The 21,427-nt window shown below is 67.3% G+C and carries 19 protein-coding genes, 2 tRNA genes and 1 pseudogene; 13 read left to right on the plus strand and 9 right to left on the minus strand.

Translation table 11 applies throughout. The annotated features are described in order from the left end of the window. Positions 1-444 precede the first annotated feature (444 nt). On the plus strand, positions 445-1,515 hold the full coding sequence (locus tag NN4_RS24025; RefSeq protein WP_147135537.1) for an alpha/beta hydrolase: 1,071 nt from the start codon (positions 445-447) through the stop codon (positions 1,513-1,515). A 12-nt stretch (positions 1,516-1,527) separates the two neighbouring features. Here NN4_RS24025 and hisC read toward each other — a convergent pair whose 3' ends face one another. Further along, positions 1,528-2,607 (minus strand): histidinol-phosphate transaminase, encoded by a 1,080-nt coding sequence (hisC, locus tag NN4_RS24030; protein ID WP_107659915.1) that lies wholly within the window; start codon positions 2,605-2,607, stop codon positions 1,528-1,530. Between the two features lie 117 nt (positions 2,608-2,724). Between hisC and NN4_RS24035 the strand changes: the two genes are divergently transcribed. The 3 genes from NN4_RS24035 (at position 2,725) to NN4_RS24045 (ending at position 3,739) form a co-directional block, all read left to right on the plus strand. Further along, complete coding sequence (locus NN4_RS24035; RefSeq protein WP_147135540.1) at positions 2,725-3,450, plus strand: dienelactone hydrolase family protein; 726 nt, start codon at positions 2,725-2,727, stop codon at positions 3,448-3,450. Positions 3,451-3,541: 91 nt separating this feature from the next. Further along, positions 3,542-3,631: transfer RNA gene (locus NN4_RS24040), tRNA-Ser, on the plus strand. Positions 3,632-3,666: 35 nt separating this feature from the next. Next, positions 3,667-3,739 (plus strand) — tRNA-Arg (locus NN4_RS24045). A 600-nt stretch (positions 3,740-4,339) separates the two neighbouring features. Here the strand turns inward: NN4_RS24045 and NN4_RS24050 are convergent. Continuing rightward, positions 4,340-5,074 carry a GlxA family transcriptional regulator gene (locus NN4_RS24050; protein ID WP_308633337.1) on the minus strand — a complete coding sequence of 245 codons (735 nt, stop codon included), beginning with the start codon at positions 5,072-5,074 and terminating at the stop codon, positions 4,340-4,342. Between NN4_RS24050 and NN4_RS24055 the strand changes: the two are divergent. Continuing rightward, positions 5,047-5,202: pseudogene (locus NN4_RS24055) on the plus strand (cupin domain-containing protein); the annotation flags it as partial. The gene NN4_RS24050 and the pseudogene NN4_RS24055 overlap by 28 nt on opposite strands. A 94-nt stretch (positions 5,203-5,296) precedes the next feature. Further along, positions 5,297-5,674 carry a hypothetical protein gene (locus tag NN4_RS24060; RefSeq protein WP_147135543.1) on the plus strand — a complete coding sequence of 126 codons (378 nt, stop codon included), beginning with the start codon at positions 5,297-5,299 and terminating at the stop codon, positions 5,672-5,674. A gap of 54 nt (positions 5,675-5,728) precedes the next feature. Here the strand turns inward: NN4_RS24060 and NN4_RS24065 are convergent, their stop codons facing one another. Next, positions 5,729-6,460 carry a maleylpyruvate isomerase family mycothiol-dependent enzyme gene (locus NN4_RS24065; protein WP_147135546.1) on the minus strand — a complete coding sequence of 244 codons (732 nt, stop codon included), beginning with the start codon at positions 6,458-6,460 and terminating at the stop codon, positions 5,729-5,731. A gap of 96 nt (positions 6,461-6,556) precedes the next feature. Continuing rightward, the gene (locus NN4_RS24070) at positions 6,557-6,949 is read right to left on the minus strand and encodes a RidA family protein (RefSeq protein WP_147135549.1); all 393 of its coding nucleotides are present in this window, start codon (positions 6,947-6,949) and stop codon (positions 6,557-6,559) included. A gap of 119 nt (positions 6,950-7,068) precedes the next feature. On the opposite strand from NN4_RS24070, the gene NN4_RS24075 reads away from it, so the two are divergent. Beyond that, complete coding sequence (locus NN4_RS24075; RefSeq protein WP_246181047.1) at positions 7,069-8,640, plus strand: esterase-like activity of phytase family protein; 1,572 nt, start codon at positions 7,069-7,071, stop codon at positions 8,638-8,640. Here the strand turns inward: NN4_RS24075 and NN4_RS24080 are convergent, their stop codons facing one another. From NN4_RS24080 to NN4_RS24090, 3 genes are all read right to left on the minus strand, one after another. Then, a complete protein-coding gene (locus NN4_RS24080; RefSeq protein WP_246181048.1) occupies positions 8,641-9,342 on the minus strand; it encodes a DUF998 domain-containing protein in 702 nt (233 codons plus the stop codon). Between the two features lie 246 nt (positions 9,343-9,588). Continuing rightward, positions 9,589-9,999, minus strand: coding sequence for a very short patch repair endonuclease (locus NN4_RS24085; protein WP_147135597.1), 411 nt, complete (start codon positions 9,997-9,999; stop codon positions 9,589-9,591). A 74-nt stretch (positions 10,000-10,073) separates the two neighbouring features. Continuing rightward, the gene (locus NN4_RS24090; protein WP_186818603.1) at positions 10,074-11,207 is read right to left on the minus strand and encodes a DNA cytosine methyltransferase; all 1,134 of its coding nucleotides are present in this window, start codon (positions 11,205-11,207) and stop codon (positions 10,074-10,076) included. A gap of 392 nt (positions 11,208-11,599) precedes the next feature. Here NN4_RS24090 and NN4_RS24095 point away from each other — a divergent pair, with 392 nt between their 5' ends. Both NN4_RS24095 and fadD32 read left to right on the plus strand, forming a co-directional pair. Beyond that, complete coding sequence (locus NN4_RS24095) at positions 11,600-12,847, plus strand: KasA/KasB family beta-ketoacyl-ACP synthase (protein ID WP_147135557.1); 1,248 nt, start codon at positions 11,600-11,602, stop codon at positions 12,845-12,847. A gap of 104 nt (positions 12,848-12,951) precedes the next feature. Continuing rightward, the gene (gene fadD32, locus NN4_RS24100; protein ID WP_371865692.1) at positions 12,952-14,877 is read left to right on the plus strand and encodes a long-chain-fatty-acid--AMP ligase FadD32; all 1,926 of its coding nucleotides are present in this window, start codon (positions 12,952-12,954) and stop codon (positions 14,875-14,877) included. Here fadD32 and NN4_RS24105 read toward each other — a convergent pair. Then, on the minus strand, positions 14,874-15,152 hold the full coding sequence (locus NN4_RS24105; protein WP_147135560.1) for a putative quinol monooxygenase: 279 nt from the start codon (positions 15,150-15,152) through the stop codon (positions 14,874-14,876). The two genes, fadD32 and NN4_RS24105, sit on opposite strands and share 4 nt — an antisense overlap. A gap of 258 nt (positions 15,153-15,410) precedes the next feature. Here NN4_RS24105 and NN4_RS24110 point away from each other — a divergent pair, with 258 nt between their 5' ends. From NN4_RS24110 to NN4_RS24120, 3 genes are read left to right on the plus strand one after another with little or no spacing between them, the layout of a single operon-like run. Further along, positions 15,411-17,234: an ABC transporter ATP-binding protein gene (locus NN4_RS24110; RefSeq protein WP_147135563.1), complete on the plus strand. Its 1,824-nt coding sequence runs from the start codon at positions 15,411-15,413 to the stop codon at positions 17,232-17,234. A gap of 53 nt (positions 17,235-17,287) precedes the next feature. After that, on the plus strand, positions 17,288-19,114 hold the full coding sequence (locus tag NN4_RS24115) for an ABC transporter ATP-binding protein (protein WP_246181054.1): 1,827 nt from the start codon (positions 17,288-17,290) through the stop codon (positions 19,112-19,114). 51 nt (positions 19,115-19,165) lie between these two features. Continuing rightward, complete coding sequence (locus NN4_RS24120; RefSeq protein ID WP_147135568.1) at positions 19,166-19,783, plus strand: putative glycolipid-binding domain-containing protein; 618 nt, start codon at positions 19,166-19,168, stop codon at positions 19,781-19,783. Between the two features lie 39 nt (positions 19,784-19,822). Here NN4_RS24120 and NN4_RS24125 read toward each other — a convergent pair whose 3' ends face one another. After that, entirely contained in the window at positions 19,823-20,773 is a 951-nt protein-coding gene (locus tag NN4_RS24125) for a prephenate dehydrogenase (RefSeq protein WP_246181049.1), read from the minus strand. Between the two features lie 58 nt (positions 20,774-20,831). Between NN4_RS24125 and NN4_RS24130 the strand changes: the two genes are divergently transcribed. Beyond that, complete coding sequence (locus tag NN4_RS24130) at positions 20,832-21,371, plus strand: tRNA adenosine deaminase-associated protein (protein WP_107653664.1); 540 nt, start codon at positions 20,832-20,834, stop codon at positions 21,369-21,371. Positions 21,372-21,427 lie beyond the last annotated feature (56 nt).

Consider the following 21,427-nt stretch of genomic DNA (forward strand, 5'->3'; position numbering starts at 1 on the left):
ATTTGCTGGGCCGGACCGAGTCGCGGATCGAAAACGGGTGGCGTCGAGTCCCGTTGACGGCGTGGCGGGTTCGCGCACCAGGAGTTTGCTGCGTGTGCAGGACGGCCATTTTGCGGTGGTGATTCATGGGGTCCAGGGGCACCGTCGACATCCCGCGCGGCTGGGGCGCCGCCGACGCAAGCCGCGGCACCCGGATGCTGTCGGTTGTGCGGGCGGGCAACGCAGTCTGTCGGCGGATCCACGTGATCTCGGCAACAGCATTGCCGGACGCGTTGTGGCCCGCCGGGTCGCCACCTTCGCCATCGGGCGGTCGGCGGGATCAGAACGTTCCTGGCAGGGCTCGAATGCAGGCGCTCCAAAGCTCAAACGTGGCCCTGGTCACACATTATTGCGACTCGCTATGGCCGCCCGATCGATCCGCACATTTCTGGCAGGATGGGTCGCATGCTGTCTCGGCGCAGGATGCGGCGCTGGGTTTCCAGCGTCTTGGTCAGTGCGGCACTGGTTTCCGGTGCTGTGGTGTTCGGCGCTCCCCAGTTGTCGGCGGCCCCTTCGGATGCACCCAAACCAAGCACCGGCTCCTCGGACGGCCCGGCCCCGGCCGAGCCGACCACGGGCCGGGCCGCGAAACCGGCGATCGACCGCATCGAACCGGTCAACGATCGGTGGCTGCGGGTCTTCGTCGAATCGCCCGCCATGCGCCGCGCCGTGGAGGTGCAGGTGCTGCTGCCGCGCGACACGTCGAAACCCCGTCCGACCGTCTACATGCTCGATGGGCGCAGCGCGAGCCCCGACAGCAACAACTGGACCGAAATGGGCCACGCCGACCGGTTCTTCGAGGACAAAGACGTCAATGTCGTGCTGACCGTCGGCGGCCCGGCTAGCTTCTACACCGACTGGAAGAAGCCCGATCCGGTGCTCGGCACCAACATGTGGGAGACCTTCCTGGCCCGCGAGCTACCGCCGCTGATCGACGCGAAGTTCAACGGCAACGGACGCAACGCCGTGATGGGTGTCTCGATGGGCGCCGAGGCCGCGATGATGCTGTCGTTCCGGAACCCGCAGCTGTACACCGCGATCGCGGCGCACAGCGGATGCTTCTCCATGGGCACCGACCTCGGCCAGGCGCAAGCCAGGACGGTGATCGCCACCTATCAGGGCGAGCCGGACAACATGTTCGGCCCGCAGGACGATCCCGCCTGGCTGGACCACGACGTGACGCTGCACGCGGAAGCGTTGCGCGGCAAGACGATCTACATGTCCGTCGGCAGCGGTATACCCGGCATCCACGACGTGCCCGGCAACCCGGACGTCGACGTGGCCACCGCCATCAGCTTCGGCGGTCCGCTCGAGGCCGCTACCAATATCTGCACGCACCGGCTCACCGATCGGCTCCGCGTGCTCGGCATCCCGGTCACCGCGCACTTCCGGCCGACCGGGACCCACTCGTGGCCGTATTGGGCCGACGAGTTGGTCCGGTCGTGGCCGGTCGTGGCGGGCGCCCTCGGTGTCTGACCCCGCTGCGGTCTAGATCGAGAAGCGTTCCAGCACTGCGGGATCGGTGGCGAAGCTCAGGAACAGGTCGTTCTCATGCGGATCTCCGGTGGTGATTCGCACCCCGTCACCGCCGTAGGGCCGGACGAGCACGCCTGCCTCGGCACTGGCCTCGCCGAACTCGACGCTGCGCGCGCCCAGCGGCAGCCAGACGAAGTTCGCCTCGCTCGGCGGCACCTGATAGCCCGCGGCCAGCAGCGCGTCCCGCACGCGGTCGCGTTCGAGCACCAAAGCGTGGGTGCGGTCCAGCAATTCGTGCCGCGCCTCCAGCGAGGCGATCGCCGCGGCCTGCGCGACCCGGTTGACGCTGAACGGGATGTGCACCTTCGTCAGCGCCGTGATCACGGCCGGATCGCCCACCGCGTAACCCGCGCGCAGGCCGGCCAGGCCGTACGCCTTCGAGAAGGTGCGCAGCACAACCACATTCGGACGGGTGCGACCCAGCTCGATACCGTTCGGGTAGTCCTCCTCGGCCAGCCGCAGATACTCGAAGTACGCCTCGTCCAGCACGATCAGCACCCGCTTGGGCACCGTGTCCAGGAAGCGGGTCAGCTCGGCCTTGCCGACCGCGGTGCCGGTCGGGTTGTTCGGGTTGCAGACGAAGATCAGCTTGGTTCGCTCGGTCACCGCGGCGGCCAGCGCGTCCAAATCGTGCACGTGATCCGGTGTGAGCGGCACCTGGACGGCGGTCGCGTTACCCACCTTGGTGACGATCGGGTACGCCTCGAACGAGCGCCAGGCGAACAGCACCTCGTCGGTCGGTGCGTCGCAGGTGATCTGCACCAGCTCTTGGCACAGCGCGACGCTGCCGCAGCCGACCGCGACGTTGTCCTGCGCGACGCCCAGGAACTCGGCCAGCGCGGCACGCAACTCCAGGGCCAGATTGTCCGGATACCGGTTGGCCAGCTCGGCGGCCTCGGCGATCGCCTTGGCCGCGGCGGGCAGCGGGCCGAAGGTGGTCTCGTTGCTGGCGAGCTTTACCGCGCCGGGGTGGTTGCGGCCGGGAACATACGCCGGAATCGAATCGAGGTCCGGCCGGGTTGACGCTGTCACATACCAACCATAGGTGGCCCGGCGCAAAGCATGGCCCGCGTACCGGAAAATCTGTGGTCGATGGGCCCCCAACAGCAATTTCTACCGAAGATCAAGAAGTCGCCCTACGCTGGTTTCATGTCGGGCACTTACAACGACCTCGCCCCCCTGCGCCGCGACGACCCGTCGCCCGAACCCGAGACCGGCTCGAAACCTCAGGCCGCCGACACCCAGGTGCCCATCATCGTGGTGGAGCCCGAGGGCAATGCCCGCGGCGGCATCGTGATGCTGCACGAATCCCGCGAGTTCACCGGTGCGCTGCTCGCGCTGATGAACTCGCTGGCCTCCGAGGGCTGGACCGTGGTCGCGCCCAACCTGTTCCACCGGTCCGGCCGCGAATCGGTCGCGGAGGTGTTCGGCGACGAACTCTTCGACGACTTCGACGCCTGCTTCGACTGGCTGACCCGGCACGGGGTGTTCCCCGACACCATCGGCGTGCTCGGCTTCGACTCCGCGGGCACCGCCGCGTTCCTGGTCGCCACCAACCGCCCGGTCGGCGCGGCGGTCAGCGTCGCCGCGCCCGGCATCGTCGAACCGCTCACCGAACAGGCCGACGCCCTCGTCCGCGTCGCCCCGCACCTGCAGGCGCCGTGGCTCGGACTGTTCGGCACCGACGACCCGGCCACCCCGCCCGCGGAGGTCGAACGACTACGCGACGCGACCGGCCGAGCCGCGGTGGCCAGCCTGGTCGTCAGCTATCCCGGCCTGCGCCACCGCGCCGACCATCCCGGCACCGAAGACGACAACGGTCTGGTCGACTCCCAGACCCGTATTTTCGACTGGTTCGACAGCAACTTACGCTGATAACCAGCCGTTTTGCGATCTGGACAACGGCTACTGTAATCTTCATGCTCGGCGGTTCGAAAGGACCGGTGCCCTCGAAGAGAAGGCTCCAGGAGGCGTGCCAGAGCGGCCGAATGGGACTCACTGCTAATGAGTTGTCCCTTCACGGGGACCGGAGGTTCAAATCCTCTCGCCTCCGCCACAACCCGGGCAACCGGTACACAACTGAATAACCATGCGGCTGTAGCTCAACGGATAGAGCATCTGACTACGGATCAGAAGGTTAGGGGTTCGAATCCCTTCAGCCGCACATCGGTAGAAGGCCCCTCTCGGGTAATCGGGAGGGGCCTTCTCGCATGTCTGATGGAGCTGCCTGTGGTGGAGCTGTGGTGCAAGATTCGCTACACGGGCCCGCGTCGACGTCCATCGAGAACGGCCCCCTCGCCTACCGAGATCGATTCGCTTGGGGTTCGGTTCATCTTCGCTCGAGATTCGCCTGACCCGGTATAGTTGGGACATCACGCAAGTGATGCTGGCGGTGGGACGCCGATTGCAGTCGACGCCCCACCTGATGGGTTACTTAGCCCCTCAACCAGCGGACCAGCACGAGCGCCCCGGCGACCACGGCAGCTGTAGCAAGCAAGATGCCGTAGTCGACCGGGGCCTTGCTCTTTGCCCGGCGATGTTTCGCCAAACCCACTACCTCCCTTCTCGGCACGGTATGGCTGGACCGATTCCATACCGCCCCTGAGCTGGAGGTGGCACCACCCTACGCCGGGCCGCCGACCAGAAACCGTTACAACGCAGCCCATTCCGAGGTGCGTGCAGATTCCGTGCTGAATCTGCTTGTGTTTCTGGAACCTATTCCCGTGCTACAGGATTCACGCGGGCTGAGAATCCAGTGAGAGGCTCATCGCGGGTCGGTTCGAAAAGCTCTGCGGTAAGCACCCGGGGTGGTGCCGAGGGCGCGGAGGAAGCGTCGGCGGAGGTTGGTGGCGGAGGAGAGGCCGACGTGGCGGGCTACGGCTTCCACCGGGAGGTCCGAAATTTCCAGTAGTTCGCGGGCTGCCGCGATGCGCTGGGCCAGCAGCCACTGTCCTGGTCCGATGCCGAGTTGGTCGGTGAAGCGGCGGGCGAGGGTGCGGGGGGAAACTGTGGCTCGGGCGGCCAGGTCCTCGACGGTGAGGGGGTCGCCGAGGCGTTCGGTGGCCCATTCCAGCAGCGGTGCCAGGGAGCCGTCGATCTGGGTGGGATGGGGCGGTGCGGCGTACTGCAGTTGCCCGCCCTCGCGGTGCGGTGGCATGACCATCCTGCGGGCGACCTGGGCAGCGTATCCGGCACCGTGATCCGTGCGGACGAGGTGCAGGCACAGGTCTATGCCGGCTCCAGCGCCCGCGCTCGTGGCCACATCGCCGTGGTCGACATAGAGCACGTCGCGATCGACGTCGACAGCTGGGAACCGGGTGGCCAGTTCGTCGGCGCGGGCCCAGTGGGTGGTCGCCCGGCGTCCGTCCAAGACTCCCGCGTGGGCGAGCGCGAAAGCGCCGGTGCAGATGCTGACCAGCCGCGCACCGCGATCGTGCGCGTGCCGGAGGCACCGGATAACGGCGGGGCGACCCGGGCCCCGAGGAGGTCTTCGTGGTATCCGGGGTCTTCAACGACGGCGTACGCGACTATCCCGCAGGCTCTTTCATCCATGCCCCCGCGGGTTCCTCACACATTCCGCAATCGGTGACCGGTTGCACGCTGTTCGTTTTCTATCCCGAAGGGTAGGGGCTGCCACTAGAACTGGGGTCAGCGAAGGTGATCGAGGGAGGCGGAGCCAGCCGCTACATTGCACCGAAAGGCCTAACGAACGGAGATCGAAATGGTAGCTGTCCGGCGCCGCATCATCACTGGTTCGACTCTCTTCGGCGTCGCCGCGGCCGCGGCCATCGCCACCGCCGGTTCGGCGGTGGCGGAGCCGAGGGATTGTGTCCTGGATCGGTCGGTGACCGGGGCGACGGGCTTCTGTCCGGGCGGGGACGGGTATTTCACCGTGGAAGCCGACTGCTTCGGTGTGTTCGTCACCCGTGGCGGCCTGGGGTTCGGCCCGTACCGGCAGACAAGTCAGCGCCACGCCTACGCGGGCCCGCACCCTGAGATGGATGCGACGCAAACCCATCCCAGGGCCGAGTGCAACGAATTCATCACCGGTCACTTCGGTATCGCTACCGATGCTCGCCTGTACGAGACCTTCCGCTGACCTTCAGCGAAGGAGAACTATTGCGCGACTGGCTCATTCGGAAGCCGGACGGCACTACTTCCAGGCGGGAAGCTCGGGCAGCTCACCGGTGAGATCAGAACCATCGGACCGCCCGATGAGCCATGCGGCAATGGACGACGCGGGACCGGCCACGGAGCGGGTGGGGGCATCGGCGCCGACGATGCCGTGGAAGCCGGTGTCGGTGGCATCGAGTTCGAAGCCGGGGACGGGTTCGGTTGCGGCGGCGGTGATTCGGTTCATGTCGACGGTGGCCTGGTGCAGCACGCGAGCCACGAAGGGGGCGGGCCAGTCGGCGGGGGTGTACCCGGCGTTCAGGTCGACGTGGTGAATCTCCACCTCCTGCAACCGCATCCATCGCACTTCGCTGGCGGGGATCGGCCGCCCTTGCCGGGTACGGACTTCCGCGTGCCAGGCCTCCTCGGTAAACGAATTGGCCAGGGCGAACCAGCGTTTGGTGGCCGCTTCGTTGTCGATGAGTTGTTCGGTGGCGGGCCGGGGCGCACCGGCTTCGATGTCGAAATCGCGCAGGAACATGCTCGCGTACTGGGGGATCTCCACCCCGGTGTGCGCCCACAGCAGCAGGTTGAGCAAGCTGTCGGCGTTGCGCGCGGTGTGCGCCAACACATGTCCGCGGGTCCAGCCGGGAAGCAGCGACGGTTCGTGCACATCGTCGTTGCTCAGTTTGCGCGCGGTGTCGAGGAAACGATCGGTCGCCTCGGCGAGAATGTCGAGTGAGACGGGGCCTTCCAAAGCAGCACTGGTCACAGTCCCGACCCTAGCGATCCCGGGCTGGCCTTGCCGGGCTTCTTCATGATCAACGGGACAGACGAGTAATCATCATGTCCCGTCGATCACGCGGGACTACTCGGCGATGATCGCGTCCGCTTCGATCTCGACCAGCAGCGCGGGGGTGATGAGCGCGCTGATCTCGTACATGGCGGTGGCGGGCCGGATGTCCCCGAAGACCTCGGCGTGCGCCTTGGCGACCTCGGGCCAGCGAGAGATATCGGTGACGAAGATGCGGGTGCGGACAACGTCGGCGAGGCTCGCACCAGCCTCGGTGAGGGCGCTGCCGATGCGCCGCAGGGTTTCCCTGGCCTGTTCGCCGATATCGTCCCCGCCGACCGCGCCGCCGCCGGTGATCGAGGCGGTGGTGCCGCTGACCGCGACGTGGTTGCCGACTCGGACGGCGCGGCTGTAGCCGACGATGTCCTCGAACTCGGAGCCGGAGGAGATGTTCACGCGTGCGGTCATGGCGACAGCATCGCATGGGACGTCGATCGGGTAGTAAACGGCTGGCAACGCCGATGTTCGACACCGAGTTGTCACCTGCGCGTCGGTCAGAAGTCGGATCGGCGGGGTAGGCAGTCCCGGTGAAAGCTCATTCTCGTCCTCGCGTCACCGCCGCCGCCGTCCTCTGTGTCGGCGCGCTGGCCGTCGGCTGTTCCGCCTCGGATTCGCCCGCGGATTTCACCGCGACCGCGGACCAGCCGCTGGTGATCTCCCTGGATGACTTGCTCGACAAGACGGGTGGCAGCGCCGCCGTCCGCATCGCCGACCCGGAGCACGGCAAGCTGAGCCGCCGGGTGGACGGTGCGCTGGTCTACACCCCTGACGCCGGCTACCGCGGCTCCGACACCTTCGAGGTGACCACCACCGACGCGGTGCGCCTGTACACCACCGACATTCCGCCGCTGGGTGAATTCGGCGGAACCACGGTGCAGGGCAGCGGTTTCGGCTCCGCGTGGACCCCGGTGCCGGGCAGCACGGACGAGTTCTACGGGCTCACCGACCGCGGCCCGAACGTGGACGGCCCCGGCAAGAACGAGAAGCTCGCGCCGATAGCGAGTTTTGTGCCCAAGATCGGCCGGTTCAAGCTGGTCGGCACCCGCGCGGTGCTGCAATCGAGCATCGACCTGCACACCGCGGCAGGCGTGCCGTTCAACGGCCAGGTCGACGTCGCCGCGAACACCGGCGAAACGATCAAGGATCTGGCCGGAAATGTGTTGCCGCCCACCGATCACGGCCTCGATCCGGAGGGGCTGGTCGCACTGCCCGACGGCACCTTCTGGGTCTCCGACGAATACGGCCCGTTCCTGGTGCATTTCGACGCCAAGGGTGCCGAGATCGAGCGGCTCGCACCGGGATCCGGCCTGCCCAAGGAACTTTCGCTGCGCACACCGAACCAGGGCATGGAAGGCCTGACCATCACCCCCGACGGCAGCACCCTCGTCGGCCTGATGCAGAGTGGCCTGAACACGCCCGGCCTCAGCGGTTCCGCCAAGGAGACACCGCTGACCCGCATCGTCACCGTCGACCTGAAGACGAAGGCGTTGAAGGAGTTCGTGGTCCCACTGGAGAACCCGAAGAGCAGCAAGGTCGCCGACTCGGAGATCACCGCGCTGAGCGCGACCACCTTCCTGATCGACGAGCGCGACGGCAGCTTGGCGCCGAAGGCGGACAAGAAGCTGTGGACCGTCGACATCGCCAGCGCCACCGATGTCGGACCAGACGCGAAAGTGCCTGGCGCGCAGTACGATCCGGAACGCGGCCTGCAGATCGACGGCAAGTCGCTGGAGACGCTGGTCGGCTCGGTCTCGACCGCCGACGGTGTCGCCGCACTCACCAAGGCGGGCGTCACCCCGGCCGCCAAGACCAAGAATCTCGACTTCGCGGCCCTGGTCCGGGAACTCGACGCCGACGGAAAGTTCTTCGGCCACGACAAGATCGAGGGCGTCGCCACCCTGGACGGCGGTACGACGCTCTACATCGCCAACGACAGCGACTTCGGTCTGGCCGGCAGCAAGGGCGAGCTGCCGCCGTTCGCGCTGAAGCCCAAGACGCTGCCCAACGGCGTCCAGGACAGCGGCGAGATCTTGTTCATCGACACCACCAAGCTGCCCGCGAAGACCGCGGAACACACGGTCAAGCTGACGGTGGAGTAGCTAATCGCCGCGATCGGTCCACTCACGGCCCTCCAGAATCACCGCCGCGGCCAACGTGATCAGCCACAGCGACATCGAACCGACCTGGATCCGCTGGGCGATCCCCAGCGCGTAATTGCCGGAGAGGTTGTCGGCGACCAGCATCCACACGGTCGCCGCCGACCCGACCACCAGCACGACCAGCCCGGCTTCGCGCAGGATCCGCCAGCGGTGATAGCGGAACGCGGCCAGGCTGAACGCGAACGTGGCGACGGCGATCGAGGTGACCGCGATGGTGCTCGACAGTGCGTGCGGTTGGTGCAACTGCGGGAAGAGCTCGCTTTCCCCACCGCACGCACTATCGCTCGCCGTGCAATCCTGCAGCGGCAGCAACACATCGGCGATCGTCGCGGCACCGAAGCAGAGCAGCGCGACCCAGCCGATCGTGGTGAACCGGCGCCGCGGAAAAACCAGCAGTCCGCCGATCGCCGCGGGGATCAACAGCGCGCCGACGATCTTGTCCGCGGTGGCGAACACCGCACGATAGGGCTTACCTTCGGCATCCAACTCGCTGAGGAACGAGTTGACCGGGTCGACGTCGACCTTCAGGAAGAACTCGAGCACCCAGGACGAGTAGCACACGCCCGCCACCAGGATTGCCGCTGCGATCGCCAGGGACGCCACTCGCGTGCGCCGCTCGGCGACCTCCTGGCTATTCGTCACGGATCCATTCTCCTCCCTGCCGCCGGACCGATAATCGAACGGTAGGTCAGCGCGTCGGCAAACACACGCCATTGACAACCAGCACACAGGCTCCTGTCAGGTTCGACCGACAGGCTGACAGGGAAGCGTTCCCAAGGAGGTCCCACATGATCGGCTTCGCAACAGCCGCCGCCGGAATAGCCGTGATGTCGGTGATGGTGGCGTCGAGCTACCTCGCCGCCCACGCACCGCGCACCCTGGTCCGGGTCAGGTCTCGCTAGGTCGGTGTCCCAGCGCGGCCTGCACCCGATCGGCGGCGGCCACCGCGTCTTCGTGCTCCCACACGCGAACGACCTGCCAGCCGGCCGCCGTCAACGCCGCATCGGTCGCCCGGTCCCGCGCCACGTTCCCGGCCAGCTTGTCGGCCCACCACTGCGCGTTGTTGCGCGGATCGGTCGCATGCTGCGGGCAGCGATGCCAGAAGCAGCCGTCGACGTACACCGCGACCCGTAGTCGCGGAAATACCAGATCGGCCCGCCGCCGCTGCCCACGCAGTGGTGCTCGATCGACGAAGTACCGCATCCCGCGCCGATGCAACTCCCTGCGCAACGCCAGCTCCGGCTTGGTCCCGCTGCGCCGCTGCCGCGCCATCCGCGCGCTGGTCGCCGCATCGGTCAGCGGACGAGACGCGCGTCCAACCGGTTGCTGTCGCGCATCGCCGGGCGCGTCGTCCAGACCGTCCCGCGAGTCGCTCATGCCGCCCAGCCGCCCATCCGATCGAGATGACTCTCCACATCATCGAGGAAGCCCGGTGGAAACCGCAGGCTGCCCATGCCGGTCCGGCGCAAGAACCCCGCGGTCGCCCGCGCGGAGAGCAGTCGTGAGTCGGTCAGGAAGTTCCGCAGGTCCTCGTACGGCTCGTGCACCGGCCAGGTCGACACGGCCACCCGATGGGCCACCCCGTTGTGTCCCCAGGCCGCAACCGGCCACGGTGTTCCCGGCGGTAGTGGCTGGTCACCGGGCAGCGGAGTCAGCGGCGCGGCCAGTCGGGACCCGACCCACCCGGCCATCCGCACACTCACGGCATTGCCGACCAGCTTCCACCGATGCCCCTGCCGGATACCCGGCACGTCACCCGCGGGTGCGGTCCAATCCGGCTCGAAGCCTTGCAGCCGCTCCACATCCACCAGTCCGGGCGTGACGATCTCGCCGGACGGCAGCCGCACCGCGGGCGGGCTCGCGATACCCAGCGCGGACCCACCCTTCAGCGTCGGCACCGCGTTCACGGCCCAGCCCAGCCCGCGCACTCCCTCGGTCCAGTAGAAGCCACACGGATCGCGGTCCGCGTCGCCGACGATCCGCGGCCCCGCGTCCTCGCCGAACAACACCCCACGCGGGTCCTCGGTCCGGGAAGCCAGCATCAGCACCCGCTGCCGCCGCTGTGGCAAGCCGAACGCGCGTGCGTCCACCACCCGATAGGCCCAGGTGTAGCCGAGCTCCTCCAGGGCGGTAGTGATGTGGCGCATCGCGGCACCGCGACCGAGCTGCAGCATGAACGGCACGTTCTCGATCAGCAGCCAGCGCGGCCCGCGCTTACGGCGCACCAACCGGAAGACCTCGTCGACCAGACCCGAGCGCTTGCCGGTGATGCCGGCGGTGCGCCCGGCCTGGGAGAGGTCCTGGCAGGGGAAGCCTGCCGCGACCAGTTCGGTGCCCGCCGGTAGCGCGCGCAGACTGGTGATGTCGGAATGCAGTGGCACATCGGGAAAACGGGCGGCCAGCACGCCTTGTGCGCCCGCGTCGATCTCGCACAGCAGCTCGGACTGCCAGCCATTGCGGGCGAGACCGAGCTCGAGCCCGCCGATCCCGGCGAACAGCCCGACCATCCGCGCGCCCGTCACCGACTGTCCCTTCTTCGCGTCCTCGGTTCCCCTGTGCTCGGCAGAGGTTACTCGAGTTGCCGGTTGCCGTCCGCGAACACCGCCATGACGGCGCGACGGAGCAAACCCGAGGGTGGCCTGGTACCGTCCGCGTGTCAGCAACATGATCGGTCTGCTGCTGCTCGATAATGCTCATCGGCCGATCATGTGTGCGGCCCTGATGACAGGCTCGGCAGGCTGATCTGCCTGCGCTCCAGCGCTATCCGCGCGGACGCCGCCCCACGTGCTCGGCGGCGCGTCCGCATGCGAAACGCATTTGCTCCACACAGCGTCTGTGCTCCACAAGGTTTTGGGCTCGACAAATTTCTTAGTCGTCACGCTAGGGAAAGTGAGCGAACATGCAGATACCTTCGAAAAACAGGAGCTTTCCCAACGTCGTGGTCACCAGCCTCGCGGCGACCACCTCGATTGCGGGCGATATCGACTCGACGTGGAAAGGCCTGCTCAACGGGGAGAGCGGGATCGACGTCCTGGAGGACAGCTTCATCGACCAGTTCGAACTGCCGGTCCGCATCGGCGGGCACCTGAAGGTCTCGCCCGCCGAGAGCCTCACCAGGGTCGAGGCGACCAACATGTCCTACGTCGAGCAGATGGCCACGGTCCTGTGCCGCGAGGTATGGCGCAACGCAGGCAGCCCGGAGGTCGACAAGACCCGGCTCGGCGTCGCCATCGGCACCGGTCTCGGCGGCGGCGAGTACATCATCGACGCGCGGGACCGGATCAAAAACGGTGGCTACCGCAAGATTTCACCGCTGACCGTGCAGCGGATCATGCCCAACGGCTCGGCCGCCTGCGTCGGCATCGAGCTCGGCGCGGGCGCGGGCGTCGTCACGCCGGTGTCGGCCTGCTCGTCCGGCTCCGAGGCGATCGCCAACGCGTGGCAGATGATCGTGATGGGCGACGCCGACATGGTCGTCACCGGCGGTGTCGAGGGCTCCATCCAGGCGGTGCCGATCGCGGCGTTCACCATGATGCGCGCGATGAGCACCCGCAACGACGATCCGAAGAGCGCGTCGCGCCCGTTCGACAAGGACCGCGACGGCTTCGTGTTCGGTGAGGCCGGGGCGATGATGATCATCGAGACCGAGGAGCACGCCAAGGCGCGCGGCGCGACCATCCACGCGCGGATCATGGGGGCGGGCATCACCTCCGACGCCTTCCATCTGGTCGCGCCCGATCTCGAGGGCAAGGGCGCCGCGCGCGCGATGACCAGGGCGATCGAGAAGGCCGGGCTGACCAAGAAGGATGTCACCCACGTGAACGCGCACGCCACCGCCACCCCGATCGGGGATACCGCTGAGGCGCAGGCCATTTCGTCGGCTATCGGGAGTCACACGTCGGTGTACGCACCGAAATCGGCGCTCGGGCATTCGATCGGTGCGGTCGGAGCGCTGGAGTCGGTGATCACCGTGCTGTCCATTCGGGACGGAATCGTCCCGCCGACCCTGAATTTGGACAATCAGGACCCTGAAATCGACCTCGATGTGGTCAAGGGGCAGAGCAGGCCGGGTCGGATCGATTACGCCGTGAACAACTCGTTCGGTTTCGGCGGACACAACGTGGCGATCGCCTTCGGGCGGTACTGAGCGTCGGAAGGCTGCGCACCTGCTAGCCTTCCCGACGCTTCGTTATCGACCTGTGTTCGGTGTAACTGCACGGCATGTGCGTGCTTTGGCAAAAGGATAAGGCGATGATCGACGAGACCTTCGACGACTATTTGGACGACCAGGGCAATATCAAAATCCGCGGCGACAAGACCCTGATCGACTTCGTCGACAAGCACAGCGCGGAGAACGGCGACGACCTCGCCTACCGCTATATCGACTATTCGCGGGAACGCGACGGTGAGTACCACGAGTTGACCTGGCGACAGTTCGGCGTCCGGCTACGGGCCGTTGCGGCACGGCTACAGCAGGTGACCAAACCCGGTGACCGGGTAGCGATTCTGGCACCGCAGGGGCTCGACTATGTCGTCTCCATCTTTGCCGCCGTCTACGCGGGCAATATCGCGGTGCCGTTGTTCGACCCGGAGGAGCAGGGGCACACCGACCGGCTCACCGCGGTGCTCAGCGACTGCACGCCGGCCGCGATTCTCACGGTCGGCACCGCGGCGGGCGGTGTGCGGAACTTCTTCCGCCATCTGCCCGCGGTACAGCGGCCGCGGATTATTGCGGTGGAAGCGATTCCGGACACCGTCGGCGCGACGTGGGTGCGCCCGGATATCAATATCGACAGCGTCGCTTACCTGCAATACACCTCCGGGTCCACCAGAACGCCTGCGGGCGTGGAGATCACGCACCGGGCCGTCGGCACGAATCTGCTGCAGATGATCGATGCGATTGGTGTCAAGGAGAATTCGCGCGGCGTCACCTGGCTGCCGCTGTTCCACGACATGGGCCTGCTGTGCGTGATTCTGCCGACCGTCGGTGGCGGATTCATCACCATCATGTCGCCGAGCGCGTTCGTGCGTCGTCCGTACCGCTGGATCAAAGAACTGGCCGCCGCCTCCGACGGGGCCGGAACTTTCGCGGCGGCACCGAATTTCGCCTTCGAACACGCCGCGGCGCGCGGTAAGCCGAAACCGGGCGAAGAGCTCGACCTGTCGAATGTGATCGGGTTGATCAACGGCAGCGAACCGGTGTCGGTGTCGTCGATGCGGAAATTCAACGAGGCGTTCGCGCCGTACGGGTTGCCGAAGACGACGATCAAGCCGTGCTACGGCATGGCCGAGGCGACGCTGTTCGTGTCCGCGACCAAGGCCGAGGACGAGGCGCGGGTCGTGTATGTCGATCGCGCCCAGCTCAATTCGGGCCGGATGGTCCAGGTCGAAGAGGGCGCGGAGAACTCGATCGCGCAGGTGTCCTGCGGCTATGTGGCTTTGTCGCAGTGGGCCACGATCGTCGATCCGGAGACCGGCGTCGAGCGGGCCGACGGTGAGGTCGGCGAGATCTGGTTGCACGGCGAGAACATGGGCATCGGTTACTGGGGGCGTCCCGAGGAAACCGAGGCCACCTTCCAGGCCAAGCTCGCGGCTCGGCAGCCGACGGGCAGCCATGCGGAGGGCACACCGGAGGACGCCCACTGGATGCGCACCGGCGATTACGGCGCCTACCTCGACGGCGAGTTGTACATCACCGGCCGGGTGAAGGACCTGGTGATCGTCGACGGTCGCAATCACTACCCGCAGGACCTGGAGTTCTCGGCACAGGAATCCAGCACCGCACTGCGACCCGGTTTCGTCGCGGCCTTCTCGGTACCCGCGAACGAACTGCCTGCGCTGGTCTTCGAGAAGGGCAGTCACTCCGGGCTGAAGTTCGACGCCGACGACAACTCCGAGCAGTTGGTGATCGTCGCCGAACGCAACACCGGCGCGGGCAAGCTGGAGACCGAACCGGTCGCGGACACGGTGCGGGCGGCCGTCTCGCAGCGGCACGGCGTCACCGTGCGCGATGTGCTGCTCGTGCCCGCGGGTTCGATCCCGCGGACCTCCAGCGGCAAGATCGCCCGACGGGCCTGCCGGGCCGCGTACCTGGATGGCACCCTGCGCGGCGGATATCAGCAGCAAGCTTTCCCGGACGCTCCCGCAGAGGAGCGGGAGAGCGCGGGCGTTCGCTAGAGGCGCACCTCGTTCGCACAGTCGAATTCACTGACCTCGGCGCCCACGATGTGGGCGCCGAGGTCGTTTGTCGTTCCAGTGCCACGGAACCTGTCCACCGCGGCCCTGGTCGTCCAGCGCTCGTAGATATTCACGCGATCGGGCTCGACCAGATCGGCCCCGAGGGTGAAGTCCAGGCAGCCGTCGGTGCCGCGGGCGAGTTCGACCACCTCGCGGCAGGCGGCGAGATAGCGGTCCCGGTCGGTGACCTTCAGATACCCGGCGACGATCAGCATGCCGCGGAGTCTATTCGGCGAATCGACCCTTGACCTCGAGGTTGCTCGAGGTTGTTGGCTTGGCTCATGAAGGTTGTCGTGACCTGTGGGCAGACCGTGATATCCAGCACGGATACCGATGCTGCGGTATCGGCCGACGCGGAAAACCAGTTGGCTGGCCCAGGTGATGCTGCCACTCTGAGATGTCGGACCTCGATGCGAACATCACCGAGTGTCCGGGTTCTCGACACTGCCATCCACAGACCTCGAGGGGGAACTATGTCGGTTGCACTTGATGTCGCGACGGTGGATCCGGAGGCCGACAGACCGGAGCGGCCCGGTGCGTCCGTGCCGGGTCGCCTGCATTCGCTGCGGCGTTTCTGGCCGTACGTGCGCCCGTATCGGCGCGCGCTGCTCGGTGCCACCACGCTCGCGATCCTCGCCTCGCTGACCGCGATCGTGATCCCCCTGGTGATCGCCAAAATCATCGACGGGCCGATCGCCCAGCGCGATCTCGGCGCGGCCGTCGCGCCGGTGCTGCTGGTGTTTGTGCTCGGCCTGCTGGAAGCCCTCGGCGTATGGGGGCGCCGCTGGTTGGTGTCCAAGCCGGCGTCGATGGTCGAGATCACCATGCGCGCCAAGATCTTTCGCAAGCTGCAGTCACTGGCGATCGGACGGCACGAGGCCTGGGAGTCGGGTCAGCTGCTGTCCAGGGCGGTCGACGACATGGCCACCCTGCGTCGCTTCGTCGCGTTCGCCGGTCCGTTCCTGATCATCCACATCATCCTGATCCCGGTCGGCCTGCTGGTGCTGGTGTGGCTGAGCTGGCAGGTCGGGCTGATCTTCGCGATCATCTCGATTCCGTTGACCTACATCTGCATTCGCTTCGAGCGCGAGTACTCGTTGGCGTCGCGGAAGTCCCAGGACCAGTCGGGTGACCTGGCCACCATCGCCGAGGAGTCGGCGCAGGGTGTGCGGGTGCTGAAGGCGTTCGGGCGCGGTGCGTTCTTCGGTGGGCGCTTCCTCGCCCAATCGCGCGAACTCCAGCAGACCGAGCTGCACAAGGTGCGGCTGGACGCGCGGCTGTGGTCGGCGATGACGGGTCTGCCGCAGCTGGCGATCGCGTTCGCGCTCGGTTTCGGCGGCTATGCGGTGGTGCAGGGCTCGATGACGCTGGGCACCTTGGTCGCGGCGATCACGCTGGCGAACTTCCTGCAGTGGCCGATCATCTGGACCGGCTTCCTGCTGGCCGAGTTGAACGATGCCCGCACGGCGGGGGACCGGTACTGGGAGATCATCGACACGCCCGTCGATATCACCGACCCGGCCGATCCGGTCGAGTTGCCGGAGACAATGGTCGGCGAATTGCGCTTGGAAGGCGTGAAATTCGCTTTTCCCGACGCGGAATCGCCAGTACTGCAAGATGTCTCGATCAAGATTCGGCCCGGCGAGACGGTTGCGCTGGTCGGTGCGACCGGCAGCGGAAAGACCGCGCTGCTCAACCTGATTCCACGGCTCTACGACCTGTCCGGCGGCGCGATCACCATCGACGGCATCGACATCGCGTCCATGCGGCTGAGCGATCTGCGTTCGCTCGTCTCGGTCGCGTTCGAGGATCCGGTGCTGTTCTCGGCGAGCGTGCGGGAGAACGTCGCGCTCGGCGACCCGACGGCCACCGACGCCGATGTGCGGCGCGCACTGGATGTCGCGCAGGCCACCGAGTTCGTCGACAACCTGCCGTGGGGACTCGACACCAGGATCGGCGAGCAGGGACTCAGTCTGTCCGGCGGCCAGCGGCAGCGGCTCGCGCTGGCTCGCGCCGTGCTGAGCGGGGCTGGCCCGGGCAGTCGCAGCCGGATCATGGTGCTCGACGACCCGCTGTCCGCGCTCGACGTGGAGACCGAGGAACGGGTGCAGGAGCGACTGCGCACCGTGCTGGCCGGCGCGACGACGCTGCTGGTCGCGCACCGGCCCTCGACGGCCGCGCTGGCCGACCGGGTGGCGGTGCTGGCCGAGGGCCGGATCGTCGCCGAAGGCACCCACGACAACCTGCTGCGCACCAGCAGCCGATACCGCGACCTGATGGGAGGTGAACAGCGGTGAGCACGGAGACAGTTACGTCGAAAGATGGGACTACCACCGAGAATTCGACGGTCCTGGACAAACCACGCGACGAAGCCGCCGATTGGCGCGGCATCGCCAGCGAGGACAAGGAGGTCACCCAGGCCGGAAACCTGGTGCTGGCCGAGCGATCTCGCCGACTGCTGCTCGACCTGGTCCGGCCCTACCGCAAGCTGGCGGCGTTCGCGCTGGTGCTCATCGTGGTCGACAACGCCGCGATGGTCTCGGCGCCGCTGTTCGTCGCGTACGGGCTCGACAAAGGCATAGCCGAAGGTCGCCAAGGGAATTGGGCCCCGCTGACCTGGACGGTCGGCGGGTACCTCGGCGCGGTGCTGCTCGGCATCGCGACCACCTTCCTGTTCCTGCGGGTGTCCGGCAGGCTCAGCCAGAGCGTGCTGTTCGACCTGCGGGTGCGCTCATTCACGCACATGCAGCGGCTGAGCGTCGCCTTCCACGAGAAGTACACCTCGGGCAAGGTCGTCGCGCGCCTCACCGGTGACATCGAGACGCTGCAGGAACTGCTGGAGAGCGCGCTGAACCAGGCGTTGAGCGCGATCCTCTCGGTGGTGACCATCGCGGCGCTGCTGATCTACCTGGATCTGATGCTGGCCGCGATCGTGCTGATCGGTTTCGTGCCATTGGTGTTCGTCACCCGGTGGGCGCAGCGCAGGCAGCGGGCAGGCTACCGCCGCACCCGTGGCGCCATCGCGAAGGTGGTCGTGCAGTTCGTCGAGTCGATGGGCGGCATGCGGGCCGTGCAGACCTTCCGCCGCGAGCAGCGCAACGAGTCGGTGCTGGCTTACGAGGACGCCGAATATCAGCAGGCGACCACCACGGCCATGCGCGGCATGGGCGACTACGCGGGCTTGACCAGGCTGCTCGGCAACCTGACCACGGTGATCATCATCCTGGTCGGCGCCTGGCAGGTGATCGAGGGCAATCTCGCGGTGGGCGTGCTCGCGGCATACCTGTTGTACCTCAACGAGTTCTACGGTCCGCTCGATGAACTCGCCCAGGTGTTCAACTCGTATCAGTCCGCGGCCGCGGCACTGGAGAAGATCTCCGGCGTGCTCGAGGAAGAGCCCTCGGTGGTGGAGCCGACCGATCCGACGCCGCTGGCGAAGGCCGAGGGTGCGGTCCTGATGGATCGGGTGTCGTTCGGCTACGGCACCGAACGTCAAGTGCTGCCGGAGTTCTCCCTGGACATCCCGGCCGGACAGGTCGTCGCGCTGGTCGGTGCCACCGGCGCGGGCAAGTCGACGCTGGCCAAGCTGCTGACGCGGTTCTACGACCCGTCCGACGGCGTGGTCACCCTGGACGGCATCGATCTGCGCCGGATCTCCGACGTCGATCTGCGCCGCAATGTCGTGATGGTCACGCAGGAGTCCTATCTGTTCTCCGGTTCGGTGGCCGACAACATCCGGCTCGGCAGGCCGGACGCGTCCGACGAGGAGGTGTTCGCGGCGGCCCGCGCCGTCGGCCTGTACGACTTCGTGCAGGCGCTGCCGGAGGGCTTCGACACCGACGTGCGCAAGCGCGGCGGCAGGCTCTCCGCGGGGCAGCGTCAGCTGGTCGCGTTCGCCCGGGTGTTCCTGGCGGATCCGGCGGTGATCGTGCTGGACGAAGCCACGTCCAGCCTGGACATCCCGAGCGAGCGGTTGGTGCAGCGGGCACTGGAAACGGTGCTGCGCGAGCGCACCGCGGTGATCATCGCTCACCGGCTGTCCACGGTGGCCATCGCCGACCGGGTGCTGGTGCTGGAATCCGGGCGCATCGTGGAGGACGGCACCCCGGCCGAGCTGATCGCGGGCACCGGTCGGTTCGCCAGCCTGCACGCGGCATGGCGCGAATCCCTCGTGTGATGCGAGCTGGTGTGGTGCGGACTACAGCTCGGTGTCGCTTACGGTAGATACGTGACGACTCCAGCCCCCGAGAGCCAGGCCCCCGGCCCCGAGACGCCCCCGGCCTCCCGTTGGCCGGCGATTCTCACCTGGCGCGCCCACAACGCGTCGCGGATGGAGTCGGTGCGCGTGACCTTGAACGGCAATCGCATCCGCGCCGCCGGTCGCATGATCGGCGGCGCGTGCGACGACCACCCGGCGTTCAGCGCGTCCTACGACCTGGTCACCGACGAGAGCGGCGCCACCAAGCGGCTCTCGCTGCGTACCACCACGGCCGCCGGTGAGCGGCACGCGTCCATCGCCAGGGACGAGGAGAACTACTGGCTGGTCGACGCGGGCGGCAGCCACGTGCGCTCCACCTTCGCCGGGGCGCTCGATGTGGACGTAGTGCTCAGCCCGTTCTTCAACACGCTGCCGATCCGCCGCTTCGACCTGCAGCACGCGGTGCACGACGTCCAGGTCCCGGTGGTCTACGTGCGCCTGCCCGACCTGCTGGTGCAGGAAGCGAGCCTCACCTACAGCAGCGCCGCCGACGGCATCAGCGTGCTTTCCCCGGTTTCCAGCGCGACGGTCACCGTCGACGCGGACGGCTTCCTGCTCGACTACCCGGGTCTCGCCGAGCGCATCTGAGTTTTCAGCGCGTCGCGTTTTCTCGGCGGTGCTTCGGGATCAGGTCAGTCGAGTGATTACGCCGCCGCGTTGTCCGGCATCCCGAAGGCTCGCGAGCCAATTGTGGTCGCCGGGACGGATGTCGGTGATTTCCCATCGGCGCGCGGTTTCGTAGCGTTGCCGGGCATCGTGTCCGGCTTCGACGAGATCGGCCAGGGAATTGTCGGCGCGCAGGCTGTCGCGTGCGGCGCCGAGTACGGTGAGCGTTTCCTCGAGGACCGTCAACAGTGCGCCGGAATTCGGTTCGCAAATGGCGCGCACTAGATCGGGTGCGGTGCCCGCGACGCGGGTGCCGTCCCGGAATGAGCCCGCCGCCAGACCGAGGGCCAGCCCGCCGCCCGCCGCCCCGGCCAGCGCCAGCGCCTCGGCGAGCACATGCGGCAGATGCGAGATCCGGGCCACCGCGCGGTCGTGCTCGTCGGCGACGATCGGGACGACCACCGAACCGCAGTCCAACGCCAGCCGCACGACCCTGGTCCACGGCTCGACGTGGGTGCCTTCGTCGACGCCGACCGCCCACACGGCGTCCCGGAACAAGCCGGAATCGGTGGCTGCCCACCCGGATTCGGCGGTACCCGCCATCGGGTGCCCACCGACGTAGCGGGCCGACAAACCCTCCTTACGCACCCCCTCGGCGACGGGTGCCTTCACACTGACCACATCGGTCAGCGCACTATCCGGCGCGTAGGTGGCGATGGCGGAGAGCATGTGCCCGACCGCAGGCATCGGCACGGCGATGACGACCAGCGCGTCCGTCGCCGCCGCCCGGGTGAGCGCGGTGGGCAGCTCCTCGGTGACGTCGAAGCCGTCGGCCCGCGCGGCCTGTGCGCCGGCCGGCGATCGGTTGTAACCCCAGGCGTCGTACCCGGCGCCGACGGCCGCGCGCAGCAGGGAACCGCCGATCAAGCCGGTGCCGAGGACGCACACGGACGCTTTCTCAGTCGAAGTCACCGGAACAGATTCGCATACGACTTCAACATTTCGGGTCGGGCAGACTACCGTTGCGCCCATGGCAGCACAGCGCTCGGGCACGAATAGGGCGGCGTCGGATGATTACGACGACGTAGAAGGGTTCGCAGTGGCGGTTGTCCGCGAAGAAGGCAAATGGCGGTGCAGCCCGTTGAGCCAGGCCGCGCTCACGGATTTGTCCGCCGCGGAAAACGAACTGAAGGCCTTGCGTAGCTCGGGAGCCGTGTTCGGTCTGCTGGACATCGATGACGAGTTCTTCATCGTCGTCCGGCCCGCGCCGAGCGGCACCCGGATGCTGGTTTCGGATGCGACCGCCGCCATTGATTACGACATCGCCGCGGACGTCCTCGACGCCCTCAACGTGGAAATCCCGGACATCGACCCCGACGAGCTCGACGACATCGAGCCGTGGGAAGAAGGCGACCTCGGCGTGCTCGCCGATCTGGGTCTGCCCGAGCCGGTACTGAGCGTCATCCTCGCCGAGACCGACCTTTATCCCGACGAGCAGCTCGGCATGATCGCCCAACGCCTCGGCTTCGCCGACGAACTAGCGGCGGTGCTGGACAAGCTCCCCCGCTGACATGACCGCCCCGTCGGACGCCGACATGGTGCGCGCCGCGATCGCCGCGGCCGCCG

The organism is Nocardia ninae NBRC 108245, from assembly GCF_007990755.1.
Classification (GTDB): domain Bacteria; phylum Actinomycetota; class Actinomycetes; order Mycobacteriales; family Mycobacteriaceae; genus Nocardia; species Nocardia ninae.

Coding starts and splice junctions, on each gene's coding strand:
- NN4_RS24025 (WP_147135537.1), top strand. CDS start 445: ATGCTGTCTCGGCGCAGGATGCGGCGCTGGGTTTCCAGCGTCTTGGTC.
- NN4_RS24035 (WP_147135540.1), top strand. CDS start 2,725: ATGTCGGGCACTTACAACGACCTCGCCCCCCTGCGCCGCGACGACCCG.
- NN4_RS24060 (WP_147135543.1), top strand. CDS start 5,297: ATGGTAGCTGTCCGGCGCCGCATCATCACTGGTTCGACTCTCTTCGGC.
- NN4_RS24070 (WP_147135549.1), bottom strand. CDS start 6,949: ATGACCGCACGCGTGAACATCTCCTCCGGCTCCGAGTTCGAGGACATC.
- NN4_RS24090 (WP_186818603.1), bottom strand. CDS start 11,207: ATGGTCGGGCTGTTCGCCGGGATCGGCGGGCTCGAGCTCGGTCTCGCC.
- NN4_RS24095 (WP_147135557.1), top strand. CDS start 11,600: ATGCAGATACCTTCGAAAAACAGGAGCTTTCCCAACGTCGTGGTCACC.
- fadD32 (WP_371865692.1), top strand. CDS start 12,952: ATGATCGACGAGACCTTCGACGACTATTTGGACGACCAGGGCAATATC.
- NN4_RS24105 (WP_147135560.1), bottom strand. CDS start 15,152: ATGCTGATCGTCGCCGGGTATCTGAAGGTCACCGACCGGGACCGCTAT.
- NN4_RS24110 (WP_147135563.1), top strand. CDS start 15,411: ATGTCGGTTGCACTTGATGTCGCGACGGTGGATCCGGAGGCCGACAGA.
- NN4_RS24130 (WP_107653664.1), top strand. CDS start 20,832: ATGGCAGCACAGCGCTCGGGCACGAATAGGGCGGCGTCGGATGATTAC.